At 49.3% G+C, this 26007-nt stretch carries 21 protein-coding genes and 4 pseudogenes; 5 read left to right on the top strand and 20 right to left on the bottom strand.

Annotation, left to right across the window (positions count from 1 at the left end; translation table 11 throughout):
- The first annotated feature begins 85 nt into the window (after positions 1 to 85).
- On the top strand, positions 86 to 214 hold the full coding sequence (locus tag Q1A48_RS08530; RefSeq protein ID WP_299943464.1) for a hypothetical protein: 129 nt from the start codon (positions 86 to 88) through the stop codon (positions 212 to 214).
- A gap of 724 nt (positions 215 to 938) precedes the next feature.
- Here Q1A48_RS08530 and Q1A48_RS08525 read toward each other — a convergent pair.
- From Q1A48_RS08525 to Q1A48_RS08465, 13 genes are all read right to left on the bottom strand, one after another.
- Positions 939 to 2240, bottom strand: coding sequence for a YcaO-like family protein (locus Q1A48_RS08525; protein ID WP_299943461.1), 1302 nt, complete (start codon positions 2238 to 2240; stop codon positions 939 to 941).
- A 165-nt stretch (positions 2241 to 2405) separates the two neighbouring features.
- Positions 2406 to 3641, bottom strand: a complete 1236-nt coding sequence (locus Q1A48_RS08520) for an ABC transporter permease (RefSeq protein ID WP_299943458.1) — start codon at positions 3639 to 3641, stop codon at positions 2406 to 2408.
- The gene (locus tag Q1A48_RS08515) at positions 3626 to 4351 is read right to left on the bottom strand and encodes an ABC transporter ATP-binding protein (RefSeq protein ID WP_299943455.1); all 726 of its coding nucleotides are present in this window, start codon (positions 4349 to 4351) and stop codon (positions 3626 to 3628) included. Before Q1A48_RS08515 ends, Q1A48_RS08520 begins: the two co-directional genes overlap by 16 nt.
- Positions 4348 to 5556 (bottom strand): efflux RND transporter periplasmic adaptor subunit, encoded by a 1209-nt coding sequence (locus Q1A48_RS08510; RefSeq protein ID WP_299943452.1) that lies wholly within the window; start codon positions 5554 to 5556, stop codon positions 4348 to 4350. The genes Q1A48_RS08515 and Q1A48_RS08510 overlap by 4 nt, the downstream gene beginning before the upstream one ends.
- 22 nt (positions 5557 to 5578) lie before the next feature.
- Entirely contained in the window at positions 5579 to 6313 is a 735-nt protein-coding gene (locus Q1A48_RS08505) for a hypothetical protein (protein WP_299943449.1), read from the bottom strand.
- A 74-nt stretch (positions 6314 to 6387) separates the two neighbouring features.
- On the bottom strand, positions 6388 to 7665 hold the full coding sequence (locus Q1A48_RS08500; RefSeq protein WP_299943446.1) for an ABC transporter permease: 1278 nt from the start codon (positions 7663 to 7665) through the stop codon (positions 6388 to 6390).
- Positions 7666 to 7669: 4 nt separating this feature from the next.
- Positions 7670 to 8563 carry an ATP-binding cassette domain-containing protein gene (locus Q1A48_RS08495; RefSeq protein WP_299943443.1) on the bottom strand — a complete coding sequence of 298 codons (894 nt, stop codon included), beginning with the start codon at positions 8561 to 8563 and terminating at the stop codon, positions 7670 to 7672.
- Positions 8564 to 8593: 30 nt separating this feature from the next.
- On the bottom strand, positions 8594 to 9364 hold the full coding sequence (locus Q1A48_RS08490; RefSeq protein WP_299943440.1) for a glucose 1-dehydrogenase: 771 nt from the start codon (positions 9362 to 9364) through the stop codon (positions 8594 to 8596).
- Complete coding sequence (locus Q1A48_RS08485; RefSeq protein ID WP_299943437.1) at positions 9361 to 10011, bottom strand: hypothetical protein; 651 nt, start codon at positions 10009 to 10011, stop codon at positions 9361 to 9363. Before Q1A48_RS08485 ends, Q1A48_RS08490 begins: the two co-directional genes overlap by 4 nt.
- 48 nt (positions 10012 to 10059) lie before the next feature.
- The gene (locus Q1A48_RS08480) at positions 10060 to 11307 is read right to left on the bottom strand and encodes an aminotransferase class III-fold pyridoxal phosphate-dependent enzyme (RefSeq protein ID WP_299943434.1); all 1248 of its coding nucleotides are present in this window, start codon (positions 11305 to 11307) and stop codon (positions 10060 to 10062) included.
- On the bottom strand, positions 11304 to 12530 hold the full coding sequence (locus Q1A48_RS08475) for a site-2 protease family protein (protein WP_299943431.1): 1227 nt from the start codon (positions 12528 to 12530) through the stop codon (positions 11304 to 11306). Before Q1A48_RS08475 ends, Q1A48_RS08480 begins: the two co-directional genes overlap by 4 nt.
- Positions 12527 to 13354 (bottom strand): class I SAM-dependent methyltransferase, encoded by an 828-nt coding sequence (locus tag Q1A48_RS08470; RefSeq protein WP_299943429.1) that lies wholly within the window; start codon positions 13352 to 13354, stop codon positions 12527 to 12529. The genes Q1A48_RS08475 and Q1A48_RS08470 overlap by 4 nt, the downstream gene beginning before the upstream one ends.
- A complete protein-coding gene (locus tag Q1A48_RS08465) occupies positions 13347 to 15365 on the bottom strand; it encodes a hypothetical protein (RefSeq protein WP_299943426.1) in 2019 nt (672 codons plus the stop codon). Before Q1A48_RS08465 ends, Q1A48_RS08470 begins: the two co-directional genes overlap by 8 nt.
- A 215-nt stretch (positions 15366 to 15580) precedes the next feature.
- Here Q1A48_RS08465 and Q1A48_RS21795 point away from each other — a divergent pair.
- Positions 15581 to 15748 (top strand): annotated as a pseudogene (locus Q1A48_RS21795) (hypothetical protein); the annotation flags it as partial.
- Between the two features lie 541 nt (positions 15749 to 16289).
- Positions 16290 to 16535, top strand: a complete 246-nt coding sequence (locus Q1A48_RS08460) for a hypothetical protein (RefSeq protein WP_299943423.1) — start codon at positions 16290 to 16292, stop codon at positions 16533 to 16535.
- A gap of 296 nt (positions 16536 to 16831) precedes the next feature.
- On the opposite strand, the gene tnpB is transcribed toward Q1A48_RS08460, so the two are convergent.
- Positions 16832 to 16999, bottom strand: a complete 168-nt coding sequence (gene tnpB / locus Q1A48_RS08455) for an IS66 family insertion sequence element accessory protein TnpB (protein ID WP_299943420.1) — start codon at positions 16997 to 16999, stop codon at positions 16832 to 16834.
- Positions 17000 to 17129: 130 nt separating this feature from the next.
- Here tnpB and Q1A48_RS08450 point away from each other — a divergent pair, with 130 nt between their 5' ends.
- Together Q1A48_RS08450 and Q1A48_RS08445 are read left to right on the top strand one after the other, a co-directional pair.
- The gene (locus tag Q1A48_RS08450) at positions 17130 to 17471 is read left to right on the top strand and encodes a transposase (protein WP_299943417.1); all 342 of its coding nucleotides are present in this window, start codon (positions 17130 to 17132) and stop codon (positions 17469 to 17471) included.
- 199 nt (positions 17472 to 17670) lie between these two features.
- A pseudogene (locus Q1A48_RS08445) lies at positions 17671 to 17919 on the top strand (integrase core domain-containing protein); the annotation flags it as partial.
- 105 nt (positions 17920 to 18024) lie between these two features.
- On the opposite strand, the pseudogene Q1A48_RS08440 reads toward Q1A48_RS08445, so the two are convergent.
- The 6 genes and pseudogenes from Q1A48_RS08440 to tnpA form a co-directional block, all read right to left on the bottom strand.
- Positions 18025 to 18828 (bottom strand): annotated as a pseudogene (locus Q1A48_RS08440) (transposase); the annotation flags it as partial.
- Positions 18829 to 19128: 300 nt separating this feature from the next.
- Positions 19129 to 21132: a nucleoside-diphosphate sugar epimerase/dehydratase gene (locus tag Q1A48_RS08435; protein ID WP_299943414.1), complete on the bottom strand. Its 2004-nt coding sequence runs from the start codon at positions 21130 to 21132 to the stop codon at positions 19129 to 19131.
- A gap of 191 nt (positions 21133 to 21323) precedes the next feature.
- Positions 21324 to 22349 carry a glycosyltransferase family 4 protein gene (locus tag Q1A48_RS08430; RefSeq protein WP_299943411.1) on the bottom strand — a complete coding sequence of 342 codons (1026 nt, stop codon included), beginning with the start codon at positions 22347 to 22349 and terminating at the stop codon, positions 21324 to 21326.
- Between the two features lie 201 nt (positions 22350 to 22550).
- Positions 22551 to 23498 carry an NAD-dependent epimerase/dehydratase family protein gene (locus Q1A48_RS08425; protein ID WP_299943408.1) on the bottom strand — a complete coding sequence of 316 codons (948 nt, stop codon included), beginning with the start codon at positions 23496 to 23498 and terminating at the stop codon, positions 22551 to 22553.
- 448 nt (positions 23499 to 23946) lie between these two features.
- The gene (locus Q1A48_RS08420; protein ID WP_299943405.1) at positions 23947 to 25071 is read right to left on the bottom strand and encodes a glycosyltransferase family 4 protein; all 1125 of its coding nucleotides are present in this window, start codon (positions 25069 to 25071) and stop codon (positions 23947 to 23949) included.
- 357 nt (positions 25072 to 25428) lie between these two features.
- Positions 25429 to 25794, bottom strand: a pseudogene (gene tnpA, locus Q1A48_RS08415) (IS200/IS605 family transposase).
- Positions 25795 to 26007: the final 213 nt, after the last annotated feature.

Genomic DNA, 26007 nt, shown 5'->3' with positions numbered 1-26007 from the left:
AAAAAGCGAGAAGTCTACGGGCAACTGGCCGCTTTTTCTAGCTCCATTGAGATATGCACTTACAAGTTGAATCTAGGATATGAAAATGAACACAAATTTAGATTTAAGTTTAGAAATGCTTGAATGCCAAGAGGCACCGGTAGATGCTGATAAAGTAATTGCCGCTGCAACTGGTTTTGCTGTAGGTCTGGCTATCGGCGTTGCGATTACTTAAACCTAAAAGGTGATAGCTATCAAACATACGTTAACTGTTTGATAGCTTTTAAACTGACTGCCGAAGTACATGATTCCCAAGTGTTCCATGAACTACTGAGTGACAACACTTCCAAGGATGTTTAGGCAGACAGCGCTTACTACAGCGAAGAAAGCGAGCTCACACTGATACGATGGGATACCGCAGCCATGTGCATAAGAAAGGGAGCCGGGGTAAGTCTCTCAGCAAGTGAGACACGGTAGAGAACCGTCGAAATTCGCGAGTTAGAGTCAGGCACGTATTTGGGTCAATAGAAAATGAGCAGAGCGATATGCTCGTGCGGACTATTGAGATTTTGCGCGCTGCGGTTAAGGTTGGCATGATGAATTTGGTATACAACATGCATCGATTTCTAAGCTTGCAGAGCCGACGTGCGCCCGCTGTATGAAGAATCAGGAGGGAGCTTCCTCATAATAGATCGAAATAGCTCTAATTCCATCAAATATCGGTTTTTTACGACCTTCAATAAAATTATGGTCGATAAAAAAGGAAACAACGAGGGCACTGAATTTTGCAGTTTTATGTGGATTTATAGAGGTGCCCTTGTAGGTGATAGTTTCTTTCACAAGAAGTACAGTCAAGCGCCTAATATCCTGCAATGGAAAGAAATCGTTAAGTATCAGCTGGGAAATTGATCAATATAGACCCGTTTGTCCTGCTCGTCGTACGGCTTGCATATTTCCTATTACAAACCATCGATACATGTTAGCCCAGGGCAAAAACACTTGACCACCACGACAGGCAGCGACTCCGGACTGATGACCGCCGAGTAAACATTTTCTATACCCATCACCCTGAGGCCGACCAGCAGCTTGTCCAGATTAGTGTGGAACGACTCATTACCCAGTTGTTCTTCCCCTTGCTCGTCGGCTAAGTCGAACAGGGCCATGTACTCGAATTCCACCAAGGGTAGCTGGCTCCTCAAATTTTGCAGCATCAGGTGATCATGATGGCGCTGCTTGGCAATCATATGGGGTTCCAACATGGCGGCCTGTTTGCTGGTTATCACCACATGCTCGCCGTCATGGCCGCCGTCGTGGTTACCAGATACAGGACAAAGTGCCAGGATTTGTATCGCCTCCGCCAGGGCACGGTGCATAGCAATCAGGGGGGCATGGTGGGCACCGTAACCTTGCACGGCTCCGCGCCTACCGCCAGCCATCGGCACATCTAGGAAACAAATAAAAACAGCCACATCTGCCTCAGTGGAGATCAGTATGAACTCGGCATTTATATTCTTATCCGCTAGCTGGTCTAGACAAAGATGGAGCCGCGATGCATCCCCCGGAGGCCGGACCCGCTCTATTGCTTGGCGCCCACCGGAGAGGAAAAACTTGTTCAGAGCATGGCGTTCCAGCATTTCACATAGGGCATGGCAGGAGGCCTCGTCCACCGAGTTACCGCTGGCGATACCATTGGGGGATGCACTCTTGTAGACTATCCCGTCGGCTTCCAGGAATAGCGCCTCGGCCGGGAGCAGAATACTCTCCTGCTTGTTCAAGTTGTGTCCCTTGACCAAGGGGCCGCCCTGCCTTTCCCGCGCAGCACAATGGAACTGTCCCCTAGGGTTTACCAATTGCTCGGCAGACACGAGAGACCACTGACTTAAGTGCTCGGGTAACGGATATCTGGGCACCAGCAGCATGGGATCGGCACGCTCGAAACACTGCACCTCAATAGCTTCCATCAGGCCGGAGACTTTGGACTCTACAGGGGTAAACCCTTTCCCAGCATTGAAGTAGTCAGAGCGCATGTCGGCCCGGGTGACCTGGTAGACCGGACAGGCATCCACATCAGGTAGACTGATGTTGATTACAGAACTCACTCCGAAATCTGCCAATATTGGCTCAATTTTGGCCAGTGTCTGTTCAGCGGAAACCTCTCGCACAGAGGTATTCAGGCTGCAGACACGGTGTCCGTTTGCCACTTGCAACTCGGGCAGCTCATGCCGTTCTGCATGTCGGTCTATTTCTAATGTCGAATTCATAAACTAACCGCAAAGCTTTGTTAAATAGGGAGTTGATCTACAAGATTCAAACTTGCTGCTTGGAATGTATCTATATCAAACATGTGAATGGCCCCTTGGGACACCTTTTGCCGGGGTAAAAAGGTAAGGGCAGAGAATATTCTGCCCAGAAGAAATTCAGTAGTGTTATTCATAGCGTAAGGCCTCTATCGGGTCTAGATTCGCCGCTTTTGACGCAGGGATAATGCCAAATACAATGCCAATCACACCTGAAAACCAGACAGAGAGCAAAACCGCCCACAATGGGATCGACACCGAAGAAAGTACCGGCACAATCAGAATAACCAGCTCGGCCAGACCAAAGCCCAAAGCGACCCCCAATACCCCCCCCAGGAAGCTCAGCAGGAACCCCTCCAACAAGAATTGCAACAGGATATCGCTGCGCTTCGCCCCAAGAGATTTACAGATCCCTATTTCCTTAGTGCGCTCGACGACCGAGACTAGCATGATATTCATAATACCTATTCCTCCCACCAACAGCGAGATAGAAACAATCCCCCCTAGCACCATAGTTAGCATGTCGGTAATAGAGGACACCGAATCCATAAGCTGTTCCGCTGTGCTAACCTTAAAGTCATCATCGACCTCGGCTCGTAGGCCATGATGTATCCGCAGTACTCTGCGCACTCGCTCTTTGACCAAGGGCAATTGGTTGAGGTCATCTACTTTTAGCACGATACTGTCAATGCTGGCTTCAAGAGCCCCACCTGTTGCACTCCTCGCCGTGCGGTATGGCAGCAGAACATAGTCATCCTGATTGAACCCCAACAGCTCGCCACGCTCCTCCATGACGCCGACAATCTTGAACCATTGGCTACCAATTTGCAGAAATTCGCCGACAGGGTTCTCCGGAAGCTCCAGGTCGTCCCTGACCTTTGCCCCAATCACACAAATTTGCCGCCGGCTCCTATCGTCAGTCGGCGTAAAGAAACGCCCATATTGAGGGTAGCTCTCATAGAGCGACTCATAGTTGCGGGTGGTTCCATAAATCTGGGTTAGCGTGTTGCTCGCCTTATAACGCACCTTGCCCTGAAAAAACGCAGAGATGTTGAGCAACGGGGTGGCGTGGCTGATACCGTCGACACGGTGTTGGATTTGGATCATGTCGTCATGGGTAAGCCGCGACTTTTTCCCTTGCAACGCCTCTTTGAACGGCGTATAGGGAGTGATCGTCAGGGTATTGGTACCCAACCCCTTGAACTGCTCAGACAGCTGGACGCCGAAACCCTGCATCAAGGCAATAATAGTAATGACGGATGCCACACTGATAACGATACTCAGCACCGTCAAGAAACTACGGAAGCCTTGGTTCAGTATTGCATGTAGCGCCGCCCTCAGGCTCTCCCTCAGCCTAAACAACATAACCCCATTTCCCAGCCGGCTTGCGCTTGGCGGTCGTCGGCTATGACCTTGCCGTCCTCCAGACGTATAGTACGTTGACAGCACGCCGCTATCTCAAGTTCGTGGGTTACCATAACTATGGTATTCCCCTCACTGTGCAACTGTGCAAACAAGCCCATGATTTCCTGGGTTGTAATAGAATCCAGATTGCCTGTCGGTTCGTCAGCAATTAATAGGGAAGGGCTACCCACAAGGGCACGTGCAATTGCTACCCGTTGTCGCTGACCGCCAGACATTTGGTTCGGTAAATGCTCCATGCGACCGCCAAGCCCAACCCGCTCTAACGCCTTTTCGGCCATGGCTCGTCGCTGGGGTAGCTTGACCTGCCTATATACCAAAGGCTGCATAACATTTTGTAGGGCCGTATGCCGGGACAGCAGGTTGAAGGTCTGAAACACAAAGCCAATTTTACGATTCCTGATTACCGCCAATTCATGGCCGGAGCGAGCCGATACCAATTTTCCCGACAGGAAATACTCCCCCGATGTCGGTTGATCCAGGCACCCCAGGAGGTTCATCAAGGTCGACTTACCCGACCCAGAAGGGCCGGTGACCGCTACATAGTCGTTCCGCAGGATATCCAGATCAACCCCGGCAAGGGCGTGCACAAGGGTGTCGCCCATATGGTATTGCTTGGTGATAGCACGGAACTGGATCAGCGTATTGCTCATGACTTGGCCAATGTTTTAACTTCGCGCTGAAGGATAGATTCGCCATCTTTTAGGTGTCTGAGGTGGCGGTAGGGACCAACGATAACACGCTCCCTAGGTTCCAGCCCGTCGATGATTTCCTGTTCTGTATCATTGGAGATGCCTAATACCACTACCCGTTTTTCCGCAATACCATTACGGTCGACAAAGATATATCCAAGCAGCTCCGAGGACTCCCCTCTGGCTTGCCCATCCGGCTTCTCGTCGTCGAACATTACCGCGCCAATCGGTACAGTCAAGGTTTCCTCGCTCGACGTATAGTAAATTTCAGCCCGGCAACCAATTCCCGGGCGCAGCAGCCGCCTTTCAAGGTCGTCCAGCAGGATCTTGACAGTGAAACCGAGGCCTTGCTTCCGCTCCCAAGAAGTCGCCGTTGTGGCGATAGACTTAACCTTGCCCCGGAACGGCTTGTTTGGGAAAGCCACGACATAAATATCGGCTTCCTGGCCGAGCGCGATCTTGCCGATATCCGCCTCGTCGACATGAACCTCGGTTAGCACCTCCGAAGGGTCGGCGATACTCATCAGCACAGAACCCGGAATATTGGCTGCACTGGAAATAACTGACTCGCCTACCTTCACGTCGACTTGGATAACGATACCCTTTATAGGTGCACGTATGACTGTCTTTTCGAGGTTTTCCTTTGCCTGCTCTAACTGCGCTTGCATTTGCACTAGAGCCGCTTTCTTATCCAGCAAGTCAAGCTGCGAGAACTTAAGATCCATCAAGATGCCATCGTAAGCCTCTTCGCCTACCAAATTGCGCTTGAAAAGGTCCTGCCGCCTCTCCAACTTCCGCTGTAACTGCTCGACAACCAGCTTCTGCCGCTGTACTGCTATTTTCCTCTGGGTCACCGCCGCTTGATATTGCTCAACCTCCTTCATGTATCGAGTCGGGTTGATACGCAGTACGATATCCCCCTTCGATACGTGCTGAGACTCCTCGACGGACACTTCGACAACCCTACCCAGAACCTCCGAGCGAAGTTCTACTTGCTCCTTGTACGCCAGCTTGCCGGACGCGAGGATCGTGCTCCGAATGCTAGTCAGTACTGATCTCTTTATATCCATTTCCATGCCGGCCTGTCGCCTGGTTAGCCCTGCCTGGGTGCCGAGCAGGACGAATAAAGTAACCAATGCGATACCAAGAGTGAGTTTTCGGTTCATATTATTGCCCCAGCCATATTATCTAAGTCGCCAGGATCAGTGCCCATATCCCGAAGATCAAAGTATAGGGGAAGCAAGCAACGATACACCCCCAGCCTAGCTTACTGCCTGTCCACAGCGTATACCCGTATGCCGCCATACCTATCGACCAAAACGTCGTCAACTGGATGCTATTCATGAACGAATACCACGCATGATCGAACGGGAAATGGAATAAAAGATTATTAAAAGAGGTAAACAATAAGTCATTGATGTCGATTTGGTGAGTGCCGTCTAGCCAATAGACAAAGAACATTCCCAGTGTGTTAATAATTGCCGGGAAACTCGTCCAGACAGAAAACGCGAACCAGTTGCCGATACCTAGCGTGTTCTCTCCCCCGAGCTTGGCCAGCAAATGATAGTACAAGGCAAACAGAGCATTGAAGAAAAGGATTGTCAGGCCACCAAATACGATACCGCTATTCATTAAAAACGAAGGCTGCAGGTAACGACGTGTTGCCTCTGCCTGCTCAGAACTCATTTCACCTTGCTGAGCAAGCATGTGGTCGATGAGCCATTCTACATTGACAGTTGTGTAATACCAGAAAGTGAACCCAATGAACGCTGCCAGATTCAGTGCCAATGGCAGGGCGAACCAGGAAGGGTTCTCTCTTACGGCTACCAGGGCTTTTCTAGGTTCTAGGAATATGTCTGAAATTGCCTGGAACTTGGTCGGTGATTTGGCCAAGTCTTTTTGTGCGGCAAGTGTCTGTTCCATTTTATTTTCCACTACTTATTTTTTTGACCGGCGCCACCCTGCGTACAATCAGCTCCATGCCCTTATGTCGCAAACTAGCTTTCAATCCTGACTTGCTTACCGTCAGCGGCGTTTCCCTCGCTACTCGCGAGCAGACTCCGCAACCTCAGACGAGCGCCGTAGCGCAGCACTCCCTTACCATAGATCCACCCGGAGGCCCATACCACCAACAAGGTTGCTATCAACAAGAACAGCAAAGAAAGTGCAATCTGCCAAGTCGGCGGATCACCCAAGATCAAACGCATCAACATAACTGTTGGTGAAAACAACGGGAAAATTGAAGCCGCTGTGGCCATATCTCCTTCAGGGTTAAAGAAAGCAAACAGCGCGACCATATAGCCTAACAGCACGGTAATAGTAAGCGGAGCCATGACAGCCTGGCTGTCCTCGATTCGGCTGATAGTCGAGGCTACTGCGGCATAAATAGAGCTATAAAGGAAATAACCCAGCAAAAAATAGGTGAACATTAAGGCAAAAACATACCACTCTAGGCTGTTGAGGGCATCGGTCACCTGCCCCAACGGCAGGCTGATTAGCACCGCATAGGGCAGCACCCAGATGGCCATTTGAGTTAGGCCGACACAACCAATCCCGATGATCTTGCCAGTGATGAGATAGACGGGCTTCACCGCAGCGACCATAACTTCCATGACCCTAGAACTCTTTTCTTCCAACACCCCCTGGAACGTCATACTGGCATAAAGTAAGATGGCTGAATACATTAACAGATTAAAAACACCGGCGATAAATACAAGTCCGTTGCTTTTCTCAGCCCCATCACTTCTCCCAAGGTGGGTATAATGTACTTGTAGGGGAGACAGAAACTGCTGTAATGCTGCAGGTTCTAAATTGTGTTCGGCCAATGCCGCTCTGCGCACAACCTGGTTCAGAGGTTGCTGTAGCTCGGCCTTCAACTGTGCCAAGCTGACGGCACTACTGCTGAAAAACGTCGCACTGAAATCTTCAGCCCCTTGACCTTCCAGCAACAATATCCCTGCTATCTCGCCAACTTCGGCTTGCTTTAACAAGGTCTCAAAACGCACTGGGCTAGCTTCTCGAAGGCGTAAGTTTAATAGCGGCACCTGGTCTGCCTTAGCAGAGTTTCTTTGCTCCTGCAACTGGGAGGACACCCAGCCCCCCTTGTCAACAACATAAAGATCTACAGGCTCCAGGGCATCTGAGGCCACCACCATAGAGACGAGTATCGGGACGCCGACCAACAGGGCGACCATGACCAAGGTCAGGGCGACATAGAGAGGCGAGGTCACCCTGACACGGTATTCCCTCCACGCGATGGTAAACACTTTATTCATAGCTTTACTCCCCAACCACTTTCAAATAAACGTCTTCCAAGCTCAGTTCGCAAACTTCGAAGTGCATAACCTGCCCTTGCTGTAATGCCATTCGCAGGATGTCCTGAGGATTGAGCCCCTTCTGTATCTGCAATTCGGTCATTTCCCCGACACGATCTTGAATACTGGCTCCGGGCAACGACTCGACAAAATCCAGTGGATTCGGAGTTGCTAACCTGACAGTTTTCACCCCAGCCCATTGCTTGGCTTCCTGAATGCTCCCCTGCAGGGCGATACGGGCGCGGTGGATAAGTGCCACCCTGTTGCAAAGGTGCTCCACCTGCTCAAGGCGGTGGGAAGAAAATATCAGTGTCGTTCCCTGTTCGGACAAATACGAAAGGCTCTGCTGCAGGACTTGTACATTGACGGGGTCGAGACCGGAAAAGGGCTCGTCAAGTATCACCAGTTCAGGGCGGTGGGCCACCGCCGCGATAAACTGGACTTTTTGCTGGTTGCCCTTGGATAGTTTCTCTACTGGAGTTCTCTTGTGTGCTACCAGATCCAGGCGCTGCAACCATTGCTCGATGTGTTTCTTGGCATCTTTCGGGCGATGATTGCCATGCAACTGGGTCAAATAAAGGAGCTGATCCATCACTGGCATTTTGGGGTACAAGCCCCGCTCTTCAGGAAGGTAGCCGAAGCAACTCCTATCCACTAGGTGCACATTCTGACCTTTCCAGCAAATCACGCCACTGTCAGGCTGTAGGATGTTCAAGATCATTCGGATCATAGTGGTTTTACCCGCGCCGTTGGATCCCATAAACCCAAAGACATCCCCGGCGTGCACCTGCAGGCTAATATCGTCGACAGCAGTTACCCGCCCGAATCGCTTGGTGATGCTTGTTAGCTCTAGCTTCATATGTACCCTCCTAACCGATAAAAAATTTCTTTACCGGGCTGTCCATCCTCCGTCAATTATTAGATTGTGCCCGGTTACCATGTTGGCACTGGCGGACGCCAGATAGACAATGCCAACGGCGATTTCCTCGGGGTGGGCCCCACGGCCAAGCGGCAGATTGCGCTGTAAATCCTCCTGAAACTCAAGGGAGTCGAAAATCTGTTGATTACTCTCATTGCTGACAAAGGTAGGACTAACGGCATTGACCCGTATGCCGTACTTGGCCCACTCCACTGCTAGGGCACGCGTCAAGTTGACCAGCCCGCCTTTGCTAGCACAATACGCTGCCCGCAATTTGTTGCCCACGACGCCATGCTGGGAGGCGACATTGATGATGCATCCCCGACCTTCTTCTACCATGAAACGACCAGCGGCCTGGGCACACATAAAGGCACCTTTCAGGTTTACGGCCATCACCTCGTCAAACTCATGTTCTTCCAGCTCAAGGGCGGGCTTCAAGATCTGAGTGCCGGCATTGTTAACCAATACATCCAGGCGGCCAAAGTGTTCGATAACCTGGTCGACGACGTTGTCTATGGTCAAGGTATCTCTTACGTCCATCGACAAAGCCAGCGCCTCACCACCTCCTTGAGCTATCTCAGCCACGACTTCCTCGGCCAAACGCCCCCTCCCCGGCAACTCAGTCAAGGCAACCTTTGCCCCGCTTGCAGCCATCGCTTTGGCCGTGGCACGGCCAATTCCCGAACCGCCGCCGGTGATCAGTAGCACCATGCCTTGAAGTGAAAAAATCGGCTGGCTCATAGGGGAGCCTCCGTCAACATAAGGGCGCGGAAGTAAACTAGTTGCAGCCCTCCCCAAATAAAAAGGGCAATACCGTAAGAGGGCGCCCGTTTCAGGTCAGTGACGACATGCAACCCAAACACAACAAGGACAAATGTCCACAGGTCAAGGATATCGACACCGTTTAACAACTGATTCCAGTGCCCATCACCAAATTCCGGTACATAGTACCCGAGGCTAGTCACCCCTTGACTGGGGTTATCGGTCAGCCTAGCAACATAAGCCCCCCCCCTGCCAGCCCTGGCGATGAGCGCTGGAATGGAGGCCGCCAACAACATGCCGAATATCGAGCTGTAAGAAGTCTTGCCATCGAAAATCATCACCAGCAACAGCATTAAAATTGCAACAAACGCTAAGATCAGGATTGGCGTTACAGTCGCGGTAATGACTGAAATACTGAGGACGATTGACTCGTAACCCATTGCCCCCTGGCCGCTATCTGTGACCGCCCGGGAGATGGATTCCTTCATGTATGGCATGAGTGAGATAGCTACCATAAGGTCGACCAGCAGCACCAGAACAAATAAGGGGATAACCGAAATCTCACCGCACGCGAAGCGGGACAGCGTTCTGTTGGGTTGCCATAAAACGCGGATAATATTGCTCATTTCAACCCATCCTCTCGGCAGCTTCAACGCAAAAACCATGGGGCCTCATCACAAAACCCTGCATAGGACCGACTTGAGGATATCCAGCAGGTTTTCTGCTTCCTCGTCGGAAAGGGTCATCGGGGGAAACAAGCTCAGGCCAGAATCATAGTGATATACCAGCAGGCCCTCTTCTTGGCATTGCGCTCGGACGGCTATAACTTCCTTAAGGGTAAAAGGGGTGCCGTTCTGGTGTGCCAGTTCGATACCGAGCATAATTCCCAAACCCCGTATCTCCTTGACGGCCGAGCTTCCCAGTAAGCCCTCAAGCTCGCGTCGGATCATCCCACCAAGGCTGACTGCCCGGTTGTACAAATCGTGGCTTTCGAGGTAGTCGAGGGTAGCTAGGGCGGCTGCACAGGCTACAGGGTTGCCATCTTGGGTGGAACCATAAAGAAGCGGTGCTCCTGCCTTCTCGATAGGCTCCACGACATGGCGCTTGAACAAGGTGGCTCCGAGTGGGTAATAGCCGGAGTTCAGTGCTTTGGATAGTGTGATGATATCTGGCTCCAAGCCCAGGAGACCAGAAGCGAACATAGCGCCGCAGCGGCCGCCTCCGGTAGCCACCTCATCAGCAATCAAGAGCACCTCATGCTCTTTACACAGATTGCCAAGTTGCTCGCAATATTGCTTTGAGGGCACCAGAAGACCGGCCGAGCCCAATATAGGCTCCATAACCAAACAGGCGATGTGCTCCCTCCTGGCTTCGAGCAGGGTGGACAATGCATCTAGGGAACGCCCCTCTTCGTCAGGGGATGGTATCAGGTGGAAACCGGGCAGGATATCTTCCCAGCGCATCAGGTCGGCATGTTTCAGGCCACTGGCTGAAAGATTCATCAGAGAGCAGCCATGGTAAGATTTATCGAAACTGATCACCTCTTTTTTTTCGTCGTTACCCCTTGCTCGCTGTGACAGCTTGGCCGCCCGTATCGCCACTTCGACTGCAGAAGAGCCCGTCGTAGAAAGGTAAACTTTCTCCATCAAACCGTTGCTTAGCTCCACCAGCCTTTCTGCGAGTTGCTGCGCAGGGGGGTGGCTAGAGTTAAACAGGGTACCGTAGGCCATTAGTTCCAGTTGCGCGGTCATGCGTGAAGCAAGCTCACGATTGTTGAGCCCGAGAGTGATGTTCCACAGACCTCCCGCCCCATTAATATACTCGCGACCTTGACTGTCGACTACGTAGACACCGTCACCACGTACCAGCTTCAATGAAGGCTCGGTATTGGGGCAGGCATATGGGTACCAGAGCGCACTCATAACGTTCCTTTTATTTTGTTTATAATATCCAAAGAAATGATGTAATCCAAAAGCGACCTGAACGCCTTATAGAGAAGCAGCAATGCAAAAGCAGAGAGCAATACCAAGGCGACTTGCTCGTTGATCTTCGACACATAACGGTAGATTGCCGACAAGCCCAGTATCCAGAAGCAGGGGACAGCCAGGCAATGCCCAAGGCCGAAGATCAAAATTTTCCAGTAGTTGTTACTATCCGAGGCGATAAGCGTATTATCGGGTACAGGCACACGCAATAGCTTTCGCACCTGCCGATCGACGGCCTGCAACCCTTTTTGCATCAGGTTTGGCTCATCCATTGCGTGAACCATTATCCAGTAGCCATCCAATTTAATGAGCGGGAATAAGTTGAGCAGGGCAATTATCAGGTTGAAGACCATATAGAAATAAAGTGCCACCCAACCAGTTGCAACAAAAAGCACAAAGGCAATAGCGGATATCTCGAGCTGCAGGAAAATACCGGCTGCAGCGACGGCGATTTTCTCCCTGGTTTCTCTGAACCGCCAGCTGTCACTGACATCGCAGTAGACTACAGGCTGTAAGTACAGAAGCTTGACCGCTATTTTTTCCACCTTGCCACCAAAGTGCTTGCAGGTAATAGCATGGGCAAATTCGTGTAGGGCTATCGTCAATAGTATGGCAAGGTAGACGATTAGCCCTTGCTTCCATGACAGCTCAATGTCGATATGGCTGAAAGTATCCAGCACGTCTTTGGGCGACCAAAGGAAGTAGATGGCAGGGGCGAGGAATATGAGCAAGTGGCTTAGCAATGCTGCCTTGGAAAACACAGCATGGACAGCACCTATGTTGCGATCCAAAAACTTGTCCGGATTTACCAAATGCCACCGCCAGCTCTCCGAGCTGAACAGGAATGACAGCAACTTTGGCAAGCCGGACTTGCTTTGCGTTGTGGCTGCCTTAGGTTGACTTCCTTCCAGTAGTCCCCGGTCTGCAAGCCAGCTCAGCATGAATTCCACCTGCTGCGTGGAGAATGCCGTCCGCTTGGCAAGTGCCTCCCTGGAGGCGTTGCCGTCGAGGGTCCCCAAGAAATCAGCCTCGCGTATCCCCAACCTAAAATAGCCTCGGTTTTCTGGATCGTGGACAATACGGTGCTCACCCGCAGCGGGCTCGATAATAACGCCCTGTTTAACTTTTGGTTTACTTGATGAAATGGTTATTTTCCTCACTTCTTTGTAGCAACAAAAAACTGACTTTCTAGGTGCTCGAATTGCTCGACCACTTTCAGATTGGCGGTATGCAAAGCGGTCAGAATCTCATCCTGCATCAGCATAGCCTTAGTGCTGGTTCCCAGAGTTCGCCTGGTATTCCCATCCCAATCTATGGACTCCCGCAGCATGTTGAAGGTAAAAACACCCCGCTCAGGATAGAATTCCTGGGAAACTATCGCGACTTCCATGCCATCATCAGTCTCCTTCGACCAGACATCGCTATGCCAGGTATTCTTGCTATGGTTAAGAATGTCAAAAATAAGATGACTGCCGGGCTTGAGGTGGTAATACGCACATTCCAGTAAATTTTGACGTTGCTCCGGCAGCAACAACAGGCTAATACTTGTTGCCCCAATGACGATTAGGTCGTACTGGCTCCCTAAGTCGAAATCGCTCATGTCTTTCTGGATGAAGCGCAGCCTTGATTGCACATCGGCAGGTTCCTTGTGCAGGCGCCTCTCGGCCAACTGCAGCATGCCTTGAGAAAGCTCAAGACCGTCAACAAAGTGCCCCTTGTTGGCCAACGGAAAACCTATCCGTCCCGAGCCACATCCCAGGTCTAAAACCCGTGCCCCTCCGGCAGAAGGTAAGTAGCGCTCGAACAACGGTATGTCACCGACATAGTCAGCCGCAAACAGGTCATAAAATGCCGCATGTTCGGCGCCATACATGTCTTCGCAGCCCGGAGTATCATCAAAGATATCCAGCTCCCGAAGCTTGCGGAAAAAACCGTGAAAATGTGGTTGATAAGGATCGGCAGGAGGGAGACAGCGGTTATCCATGTGTCACCCCTTCACTGCGCAGTTTTTCCAGCCCCTTGGATAGGCTTTCCTGCGCTATCTTCGAGTCCACTCCGAACTTGGCGCTCAACTCCTGCGCTATTTGTTGTTCTGAGGCACCGTTCCACCACGCTTCGGTCATCGTCATCAGCGGCTCGCTCAGCCTAATTATCTTGCGGCTACCACGCCACCAGGAAAAATGTTGGTCGAGCACTGTCACCAGCGTAGGTCTAGCTCCTTGCCGAGTCTCACCGACTTCACCTTTGTAATGCCGTGAGGGCAACCCCTCATCGGACACCTTTGCCACAATCGGGTCACTATTGTTGTGTAGCAAGTGAGCTATCAAGTAAGGGAAGGCCGCCATTTCAAAAAACTGGGCAGTTTTTCCATAGGTTTTGCGTATCTCGCAGTAGCGACCGGCCCATGCATTTGGAAGGTGGATGCAGTGGCTACAGTCGTCCCTGACCGGGCAAGAAGTACAGTTACGCTGAACTTCCTCGATTTGCTGTTGCTGCTTGACCTTGGTAATAAGCTGGTCGTAGGTATCCTGTGTTGTGCCTATCGTACCCGCGTCCCTGCATGCCTTGATATTCATGTCTTCGCCCACTGACAAGCGGCGTAGCAAGGACACCCGGCAATTGCCATAGCGAAGCCAGCGGCAGCTGTTCTCGATCGACACTGGCCTGTTGGGATGGGCCAGAGTGATTTCACCCTTACTATGGAATTGCGCTAGATTCCGCTCGAATGCAGCGACATCCTCGGCAGTCTTCATTGTCACAACTGTGCTGCAACCCTCGACGGTATCAGCGAAGTCAAATTCACGGTAGGGAACGTAGCGAAGCTGTTTGCTATTTGCTGGGTTACCGTCGAATATTGCATTGGCATCACCATTTTCACCTAGGGATAACGCATAAGTATGCTTTGGCCATCCGCTGGTCTCTTGGCATACTGGCGGCTGCAGATTTGTTATGTGTTCAAGCGCCAGATCTGTATCACCAAAGACAACCGCCGCGCTGCGTAGCGCCATGTTAGCCCCCGCCCACTGATAGGCGGCTTGCCTTTTCTGCATGTCCATGTGCAGCGGGACTTCGATATGATAAATCCCAGGCATCTGATTCAAATCTGTATAAACCCCGGTATGCAAGGCAAAAATGCCATTGTTGGCATAGCGCATCGCTTTCTGGCTAAGCTCTTCCTTGGACTCAAAAAATTCAATTGTGATACCGAGTTTGTTGGCTTTTTTTTGTATCCGATCCGGCACTTGCCCTTCTTCACCAGACACCCGGATTTTGCTCAAGCCTTCGGCAGGCAGCTGGTCTTCCCCGATACCTACCAACGCCTGGATATCAACCTGAAGGATATAGCTACAAGGCAGCCCGGAAAGTACCTGTATCAAGTTATGCAATGATTCGGCGGAGCAGATTTTGGCATCGACCGGGATTGTGGACTGCTTGTCTAGCCTGGCGTTTCTTAGCCAAGTAACTTCGTTGTTAAGGACATCAGCCGGGACATCAGCCGTCAGGCCTAGCCGAATGGCCTCCTCGGCGGAGGGAACAACACCCGACATGTATGGGGAGGGTAAAACTGCCGGTAGCTTACGCTCAGTCGAAAGGAAGCCAAGTTCCTGTAACATGGGCAGCACCTGCTCTGGCACTGGAGCCGGAATAAGGGTCGCAATATTCCTAGCGTGCTCTTTGACCTCGGAGCTGTCGGTATCCTCTCCCCACCAGTAAATACGGATATTCGGGCGGAATGCCAAGAGTGCCTCACACAAACGCAATGCCGGCATTAAAGAATCCAAAGCCACCCACATCAACAAGATATCTGTGCGCATACGTATAAGTTGTCTGGCAATGTCTCGCACCCGCCCCTCGGGGCGCCCCCTGTAGAGCTTGGCGGCCAAGCCGACTCCTTCTAGGGCGCTTGCCAAACGGGCATCATCCAAGTCGTAACTTGCCCCCTCTACATGTCGCCCAACTAATCTCAATCGAAAAAGACCAACAGACTTAAACATTTTTAGCTATCCACTACAAACATGACAGTTAAACCTAAATTCCTCAGTTGAAATAGCAACTCAAGCCACCAAAGCTTCTGCCACAGAATAAAAAAATCAGAAATTCAAGCACCCTAAATATTAAATTGCAGCAAAGATCCTCAAAAAATCAACCGCCCACACTGTTTCAACTTTAACTTTCTGGAAAGTCAAAATTAGCGCATTTCTCAGGATTAAGGAATAACACGCAGTTCAGCCATCCCTATTATTACATAAATTATTGGGCTAATAATTTACGTAGCAATAGGAACTCGACACCTCGGACAGCTCTTCTGTACGAGCGTTCGACTTTCCACGAAAGTGGGCAAGTAAAGAGATACTTTTCCTACTTCGTATTCACCTAGACATACGATTAGCTCGACCCCCGTGACCCAAACCTTGTAAATTCAGGCCTCTAACCTTCAAAACAGTCCGAAGCATTAGGATTATGTAATTGCAATCACCCGCATTCCAATTGCAGCAGCACCTAAGAAGCCTACCCGGTATTCATTGGATAGAGGTGCTTCAATATTCTCTAAACTGTTAAATCAATATTTATAAATATACCTAAAATAGTGAACCCTATGGGGAATCTGATCAGCTGAGTATTTTTCTCAGACCAAGACAAATCGTAAAAAAAAGACCGATTGAGCCAAAAACCATACATTAGCTTGCTATCGACAGTTAATTTTACTCATACAGTCTAGAAACTATTCAGATGCCTATTTATGCTTTTGTGAGCTGCTTTCGTCAGGTAATGGCAATGCCTACCCCAAAGACTGACCGATGCAATGCCTCTGCCCTCAGCTAAAGAAAGAGGAGCTTCTAGCTCATCAAGTACGTCCACTTTCCAATTTCATATTATTTCGCCAACAATTCAAATTATCCGAAGGTAACGCACCCCCAATGTTAAGTTTTCAAAAGAAAAAGTCAATTATATTTTTCCCTAAATTAAATAAACTGATTGATTGGGAAGACTTTCGTACTAATTTGCACAAAGCCTGCGCAAAAGAACGCAACACTGCAAGAAAGTCATTCATGACACCTTTAGTAATTGCTCATTTTTTAGAAAACCGACATCCAAATACAAACCAAGGTCATATCGTAATGCAAACAAGTTTTTTTATCTCAAAGTTTGTTATCACAAGCTGAATGAGCGCGATCTTTTATCAAGCTAAACCGACTGGTTGATTGAGGAGACTTTCGTATCACCTTGAACAAAGTTCGCACAAAGAAGCGTAAGAGCAATGCTGTTAGAAAGCCTGACGATGCTCAAGACTTTGGTGCTACAAAGCCTATACAATTTTTCGAATGACGAGTTGGAGTTTCAACTCTGAGATCACGATAACTTCTGCCATTTCCTCAGATTAACTCACGAGGGTAAGACAGCGGATGCAAAAACCATTTGGCCATTCCGGGGGCAATTGGTCACGGCAAGGTAAGTACCCTTAAATCAACCTATCCCGGATTTTGCATCTTCCTTTGTTGCGCTGGCGATTGGTAAAAGCAGAGAGACCGCCGCCGAAAGAATCGTGCTCCCGCTCGACAATCATGGCCAGCTCAACAGTTTGCTTGCGAAAGTCCACCGGATCGTGGCAGAGAAAAATTTGCGGCAACTCCTTAGCCTGAATTTTTCACTACTTCAGATACAAATCGGCGGAGAGTCTTATCATTACCGGTGTTAAAAACAGCCCAATAAGAAATTCTGTAGTGGCATAGCAAATTTGGCCACTTGATTTTGAGTGTATGATCACTCACAGAGATAGTCAGGTGGATATGATGACCAAGAAGAAAAATTTCAGCCCGGAGTTCCGTCTGGAGGCAGCACAACTTGTGGTTGAGCAGGGCTACACCGTGAAAGCGGCCTGCGAGGCCATGGGAGTTGGTAATTCTACCATGGAGCATTGGGTGCGTCGACTTCGAGCCGAGCGATCAGGAAAGGCACCACAAAAAGGCGAGACACTAACGCCGGAACAGCGCGAGATTCAAGAACTGAAGCGCAAGCTGCGGCGGGCGGAGGAAGAGAAAGAGATATTAAAAAAGGCTATCGCTCTCTTCATGTCGGACCCCCTGATCAATTTTCGATGATCGAGCGACTGGAAGAGAGCTATACGGTGCAGCATTTGTGCCAGGCATTTGGAGTGCATCGTAGTAGCTACCGGGCTTGGCGTGGCCGGGACAGAAGGCCCTGCGAGACAGAGGAGAAGCTGCTGGATCAGATTATCGAAGCGTATGAAGCCAGTAACGGCTCTGCTGGCGCTCGCAGCGCTGCAAAAATGATAACGCAAAAGCCCGGCACCCACAAACGAATGGTATCTGTGAGTGATTTCACAAGACTATTCTGCAGGAATTTTATCAGCCGTCACTACGACGCAAGATTTATGGCTCGTTGGAGGAGCTACAGATGGATCTAGACGAATGGCTCAATTATTACAATAATGAACGAACCCACCAAGGCAAGAAGTGCTGTGGCCGTACGCTTGTACAAACGCTTGAAGATGGCAAAAAGATCTGGATGGAAAAGTTCGTGCACTGAACCTGACCTGACAAACCACCGTCAGAAAAACCGGTAACTGTCAGATCAAGTCTGAACTAATACAATACATGCCTTGCCTCGGCGAAACACTCGATCACGGATTAGCTGCTGGCGCGTCTTCGGGTAGGTCTCTTCCAGCCCCTCCCAGAACCCCATAGCACCATCGCACCATCGCACCATCGCCAATCGCCAATCGCCAATCGCCAGCCCTGGGGCGTTCATGCTGTACTCCTTCACCCTTCCCTGCACACCTTTCCGGCTCAGCGTCGATTCGCGCTCCCCGTCTTCAATTGCCAGAAAATGCTTTTCTCCACGCTCGTTTACGCCAATGACAACCAGCGCGCAGAGCTTGCTTACTTCCGAGCGCAGGCCGCTGTATATGCCGTCTGCCCAGATGTACACCCAGCGATCTTTATCAAGTCGCTTGGTTCGCCAGGTATTGTATTCATTCTTCCACCGCCCCTTCAGGCGAACCACCGTGCTGGGTGATAGGCCCTTCGCTTCCGGGCCAACCAGTATCGGCAGGGCCTCCTCCATCTCACCAGTTGAAACTCCCTTCAGGTATAACCACGGTAGTGCCGCCTCCAGCGAGCGGGCCTTGCGTACGTATGGCGGCACCAAAGCTGAGCGGAAGGTTACCGGCTCGCCGTCCTTACTCCGAACCTTCGGTACCCTAACCTTCACCGGATCGATCCCAGTCTGAACCTCGCGCTCCGGCAGGAAGCCATTGCGGACTACAGCCGCACGACCGTCGTCCAGGCGGCGGCCTTGAAACTCTTCCATGAAGGTCAACAGCTCTGCCTCCACTGCCTTCTGAAGCAGCTCTCGTGCGCCCCGGCGTAGTAGTTTTGTCAGTGGGTCAGCTGTCTCCTGTCGATCTGTAAACTCAACAACGGTATTCTTGTCCATAGCGGCGCACTCTTGGCTGGCTGACAGTTTGGCAACAACAAATCAACCAGATACGCTGCTTTTTTTCAAACCTTCAAACATAAGAATTGGTTATAACTCCCAATGTGGTAGAGCAGGCCTACTGGAAAACTCAAAAGACGGTGGCCTAAATCACTTGACCATTACACCACAGCTTCGACCAGTGCTCCTCGCTGAGCATCAATCAAGGCATTGCAAGCTTGTTTTGTTGTTGTGTTAGAACCTCAACAATGAGAGTTTTTTCTTATAAATCAATAGGATACATCCAGTCAGGGACAGTCCCTAGGCCAATTCAGATTCTATAGGTCGCCTCTGGTGTATCCAATCAACCACTTCACCTTCCGGGGTGTAGCCACTCACCGTTTCCCGCAGCAGCTGGCGTACACGCTCGTAATCATTACTCTCTACTGCATTAAATAGCTGGGCCATAACGACTTTAAATGTTTCCCAAGGCAAGTACTCCTCAGTGGCACGCATAATCATTGGGTGACCGGTCGGACTGACGTTGTTACCAATCAGTAACTCCTCATAGAGCTTCTCACCAGGACGCAGGCCCGTGAATTCAATAGCAATGTCGCCATGGGGATCCTTCTCCGAACGCACAGTGCAACCGCTGAGGTGAATCATCTTCTCCGCCAGCTCGGCAATTTTCACTGGTCTACCCATATCAAGCACAAACACATCGCCGCCTTGCCCCATCGCACCAGCTTGAATAACCAGTTGTGCAGCCTCAGGAATCGTCATAAAGTATCTGGTGATATTTGGGTGCGTTACAGTTACCGGACCACCGCGCTTGATTTGATCGTGAAAGCATGGAATCACCGAACCCGACGAACCCAGTACATTGCCAAATCGAACCATGGTGAAACGAGTATTGTTTACTTGGTTTACAGTCTCGTCACCCCTGAATAGCGCAGGAGCTGACTCTTGACTTAGAGCTTGTAGCGCCATCTCTGCAAGACGCTTGGTACTACCCATCACATTGGTCGGGCGTACCGCCTTGTCAGTGGAAATCAATACAAAATGCTCGACCCCTGCCTTCACCGCAGCCTGTGCGGTATGCAGAGAACCAAACACATTGTTCATCACACCCTCGGCGATATTGTGCTCGACCAACGGTACATGTTTATACGCCGCTGCATGATAGACTGTGTTCACTTTCCAGGAGCGCATTAGATCCAGCAGACGTCCCGGATTGCGGATGGAACCGAGGGTTGGCATCAGTCGCACTGGCAAGGACTCATTCCGAATCCGCTGCTCCAACTCGGCATGGATGCAGTAAAGATTAAATTCGCCGTGCTCAAACAAAAGCAGTGTGGTTGGGCCAGATGCTATGATCTGCCGACACAACTCCGATCCGATTGAACCTCCGGCGCCAGTCACCATTACCACTTGGCCAAGTATGCAGCGTTCGAAAAGAGCCTTCTGCGGTGGGACAGCATCGCGCCCAAGCAGGTCGGCGACATCCACTTCCTGAATATCCTCAACCTTCACTCGGCCACTGGCTAGATCCATGAACCCCGGTACGCTACGCACATGCAAGGGAAAACACTCAAGCAGCTCGAGTATCTCACGTCGGCGCGCGCGGGAGGCAGATGGAATCGCCAACAGTATCTCCTGAGCGCCGGTTTGATCGATCATGGTTTGGATATGTTTGGGTTTGAAAACCCGCAAACCTGCGATCACCCGATTAACAATGCCGGCATCATCATCAATGAAAGCCACCGGCAACATCACTCGATCTATACGCAATGCTGCCACCAGTTGGCTGCCTGCCGCCCCGGCACCGTAAATAGCCACCTTCGGTAAATGGCTTACTCGGTTGATAAATGGTACTTGCTGGCTCGCCACATACCAATCGCCTATGAAGTACTGCCGCATGGCCAGGCGCAGGCCGCCGATCATTATCAAACTCAACCAGCAGTAGATGAATACTAGCGAGCGCGGTACCGTGGCAGGGGGTTCGCGGTACCAATAGACAACCAAGGCCAACACCAAGGCTGAAAGCGTTACCGCTTTAAAGATACTGATAAACGCATCCTTGCCAAAATAGCGCATCACGGCCCGATACATGCCAAACTTGAAGAATATAGGTATCGCGACTATTGGCGCGATAATGAACAACCAGGCATGTGCGGCGAAGGGATTAACCGGTTTGTCCACCCCCAAACGAATCACAAACGCCAGCCACAATGCCAACCACACCAACAGCATATCGGTCATCACTTGCAATAGGCGCTTATTGCGACGCGATAATCCTAGTAACCAGTTCCGTAGCCTATCCATAACTCTTTCTCCCGCTCCAACTCAGCACATTCATTATCAAACCAGCGTCTAATCCTGCCTATCCATACTGAGAATCAATTGTGTTTTCAAACTCATATCCTAATGACTTGTCACGCAAGATGAAATCGTTTTACAGGAAATGATTGTCGTTAACTGGGAATGCAAAAATACAGCCCTTACCAAATTAACCCCTACTCCAGCCCCCCGGCTTTGAGCTTCACCGCCAGTACCACCAACGGAAGATAAGCAACCAGCAAACCCACTAGACCCTCGAGCTCTCCAAGACCAACCCACAACGCAATTGGAAACAGCCAAAATAAATTGATTCCCAAGACCGCCAAGGTCACTGGCAAGTGCTTGCCAAACCAACGCGAGGCGTACTGGTAAGCGTGGCTTCGATGAGCCTCATACACCCTATCTCCACGCAAAAAGCGACGAATCAACGTCCATGAAGCATCCAAAATAAAAATCCCGAGCAGAATCAACCAGCTCCACAACAATTGTGGTGCCACCCAGGCCGCCTGTAAGGACAAAATACCTAATGTAACTCCTAGAAAGCCACTGCCAGCATCACCCATAAAAATCCGCGCCGGAGGAAAGTTCCAAAATAAAAATCCCCCCACCGCAGCTACCAACAGTATCGGCACGACCCACAGACTAGGTTGTGGCGAGCCTTTATGGTCCAGCATCATGTACAATAGCGCCCCACCTAAACACACACAAATGGCCTCTACACTAGCAATACCATCAATGCCATCCATAAAGTTATAGAGGTTCAACAACCACACCAGATAGACTGCAGCCAGCACATAGCCAAGCCAACCAAGATCTAGGCTCATACCAAACAAATGCAACGGCGGCAGCCCGCCTAACCAGAACAGTGCCCAAATGGCCGAGGCAAAGTGCCCAAACAACCGCCAACGCGCCGGTATATGACCGTGGTCATCCAGAAAGCCAATCGCAGCCACACCGGCACCAGCCCCCAACAGTGCCCACATCATGTTCCACGGCAACATATTGGATAAGACCAAAACCGGCAACGCCATCAGGAAGACCAGTGCGATGGCCAACCCGCCACCGCGCGGCGTCGGTATCAAGTGTGAGCTGCGTGCATTCGGAATATCCATCAGGCTGCGAACTAAAGCGTAGCGACGCAAGACACCAGTCATACAAAATGATACGCAGGCTACAGCCACCAGCAACCAGTAGATAGTCATGAGTACTGTTGTTCCCAGAAATGATTCGCCAATATGTAAAGTAGTGTCTCCACAAATCCAACCTTAAATATTTATCCATAGATAGAAAGATAATGATATTGTAAAAGCTCGCCCTTAACTTTGCCTCCAATATATTAAAATTATCTAAGCCCTGCCCCCTGTTAAAGTTCGGTAGCAAGCTCAGAGAAAACTGGTAAACTCTCAGCGCTGACTTGCATACAACCGGCCAACCTCCTCTAACACTTCAATCGTTTTTTGATTTGGTTGCCAGCCCAGAAGCTTACGTGCTTTCGACGAGTCTATCTGCAAAGAGCGATACAGCTGTATATAAAGATTTTCTTTTTTAAGCAATTTAGCACTAAACTTCAATAAAACATCAGGCACCGGCAGCATCAGCGCCTTACTGTTAACGCCACGCGCAAGTGCTTGCACTATTTCCGTTGTCGAGACGTCTTGACCATCCGATAAAAGAAAAAGTTGACCAGCAGCTGCCGGATGCTCAACACATTGAGCAATAAAACTGACTAAATTATCAAGCGATACGATACTTCGGCGATTATTAATTCGGCCTAGTGGCAATGGCACACCTGAAGCTACAAGCTTAATCAGGCGGGCAAAATTGCCAGGGGCGTTAACTCCATAGACTAGCGGCGGGCGAATGATAACCAACTCAGTCTTTGTGTTTGTTAAAAGTCGATTAAGCTTGATCTCAGCCTCGGATTTCGAAACTGCATAATCCGAGTGGGGATTTGATTTACATTGCTCATCAAAGGGTTTTATGGAGGTCTCCACACCGTTCACACCGATAGAGCTGATATAAATAAAACGTCGTGTATCAGACGCCACGGCTTGCCGAGCTAGCCGTAGACTAGCTTCACAGTTTGCTTCTCGAAAGGATTGTAGTGGGTTTGCATCGCACTCATTAAGAACGTGAGCTCTTCCAGCCAAATGTACGATACAGTCAACCCCGCAACATGCAGCACTTAAGTCATCAGACCGCTCAAGATCTAGCGATACATAATCGATACCTAATTTGCATTTGCCCAATGTACGTACTAAGCCACGCACTTCATAAGATTGATCAATTAAATATCGGCTTAAAGCTTTCCCGATGAACCCATTAGCTCCACTAACTAAAACCTTACTCATCGTCCACTCTTGACCTCGCTCTTTTACAATTTTATATATAACCAGATAACAATGCCCTTTCGCAAATTTTTGGTTTGAATATCATATGGCATTAAAAAAACTTAACGCGAATTTTCTTCATCGAATCCCTAATTGTAGCCTCCTTGGAGCTTTTGGTTCACAGGAATAAATCTCCCTCTATACACATCATACTAGCAGGCTGCTCTCGCGTTTCATAAGCGATTCTTTTCATTTAATTATTTTTTAATACCCATGCTCATTATACTATATCTACAAAATTCTTCTTTTCCAAAAAGTGATTATTTACACTAAAACCGAAGGGTAAGTCCAGCTCAGATGTAATATGAGTGCTTCATTCTCAACCGGAAAAACTCACTTTTTATACCCGCGCCCTTAAAAATATCAACCGTTTACTATCTCGTGAAATCAAATAAATAATAGGTAAAATTCACAAGTCTAACATGTTAATTAACTTTCGATTAACAATCTCAGCATCAAATTTTTCCTGAGCAAACTTATAGCTTTCCAGTCCCATTATCGCTATTTGCTCGGGATGCTCTATAAAGTAGGTCATTTTATTCGCCAAACATTTTGGTTGCCAAGGAGGCACCATGAAGCCATTAACACCATCTATTACCGTTTCCCTGCAGCCAGGCACGTCAGTTGTAATCACCGGACGGCCAATAGCCATGGCTTCTTGCGTACTCCGCGGCACCCCTTCACGGAAAGATGGAAGTACAAATACGCTACACTCCGCCATACGCTCAGCCACATTGGTGACATATCCAAGATAATCGATCACGCCACATTCAGTTAACCGGTTTAGCTCGGCGGATTTAAGCCCACCCGGATTATCTTCATCCAAGCCCCCCAGCACAGTAAAGGTAACGTCTGGATATTGCTGCTTGACCATTCTTGCTGCAGCAATAAACTCATTAATTCCTTTTTCTTTTAATAATCGACCAACGAACAAGAAGGCAATTTTCTTTGGATCTGGCTTCACGTAAGGATATAGAGAAAGATCAAGCCCGATCCCACCCAACACGTCAACATTTTTCACTTTAATACTGTGTTTTGTAATTAAATCTTTTGGGTCATCTAAATTTAGGAAAATAATATTTTCCAGTAATAAGAAACTTAATCTGTAGAGAAACACTTGAATTTTACGCAGTATTTGAGTCTTTTTTGGTATTCCTTCCGGTTGGTCGGTAAAAACAAATCCCAACCCCTCCAACATTGCTACTCGTCGATCCACCCCAGCCAGTGCTGCTGCAAAAGTGCCGAAAATAACCGGTTTAGAAAAATAGCTGAACACCAAGTGAGGCTTAATCTCTTTAAGCTGTACTGCCAATTTAAACATATTCCTTAAATCATCAAAAGGATTAAGGCCCGTGCGATTAAAAACATAATCAACCGGTTTAGCACCAAACTTTTTCATTATCAGTTTAGTTTCTTTTGTATAGTCTAAAGCGAAGGCAAAAACATGATGCCCTTTCGCAACAAGGGATTTGATCAAATGAGCACGGAATCCGATCATACTTCCAGCAGCTGTCCCTATTAAAACAATTTTCAAGGGTGACCTCTTTTATAAACACTCATCAGGATTGATTGTATAGCAATCCCAGACAACGCCTTCAGATACAAGGGCTTGATTTTTCTCCTTCAGAAAATGCCATGAGGTCAGAAATTTCATATCTTTAGAAAATTTCTTGCAACAGTCCTTTTGGCATTTGTCGTAGTATTTGCGTGCGACTAAGTTGACTTGATGTATAGCCTATATTACTCACGCGCGACGAATTGTTACACCTCATCTCTTCAAAGATCAAGGAAATATCCACCGACAAGGCCGGTGTCTTTAATCGTGAACCGCTCATAGCGGTCTGTACGGAACTATCGCTCCTTGAGCTCCCAAAGGAGGCTGCCTATATCTTCATATTAAGCTCAGCTCCTCTACTTGTCGGTTTTCCTTCTCCTGATGACGAATATACTCCCTGATCACCTTCTCATCCTGACCAACGGTGGGCGTAAAGTAACCTCTCACCCAGAAATGTTGCCCTACATAATTTCCAGGTCGGCCAAAGTAGATCCTTGCGCTGCAAATAACACTTTGCCCTTTGATATATCCCACCACCTAAGAGGCAGTATATTTGGGCGGAATCGATTTCATCATATAGACATTATGCAGCACTACGTACCCCCTCAATCAGGCCCTCCTTTGCCGGACCAACTGATGAAATACCGCGGGTAACTCTCTGCGTGCCTGCCCAAAAAGTATCTTTCTACGACACTTTGGAATAAAACTATATGGTACTTACTAATAAGATCATGAGTAATCAGACGCAAATAAATTAAATGTTAATATATCTCAAATTTTCATCTCGAAAAAATCCTTAAATAATTTTTGGCATCTTTTGTAATTGACACATAAACCTTTTGATCATCCATTTAAACTGATCAGGGTCAGCTACCATTATTCCCCCAAGCCTGTAACGCTTCAACCAATTCCATA

Source organism: uncultured Microbulbifer sp., assembly GCF_947489355.1.
Lineage (GTDB): Bacteria > Pseudomonadota > Gammaproteobacteria > Pseudomonadales > Cellvibrionaceae > Microbulbifer.
Note: the sequence above shows the minus strand (reverse complement) of the source record. Positions and strands in the feature narration are given on the sequence as shown.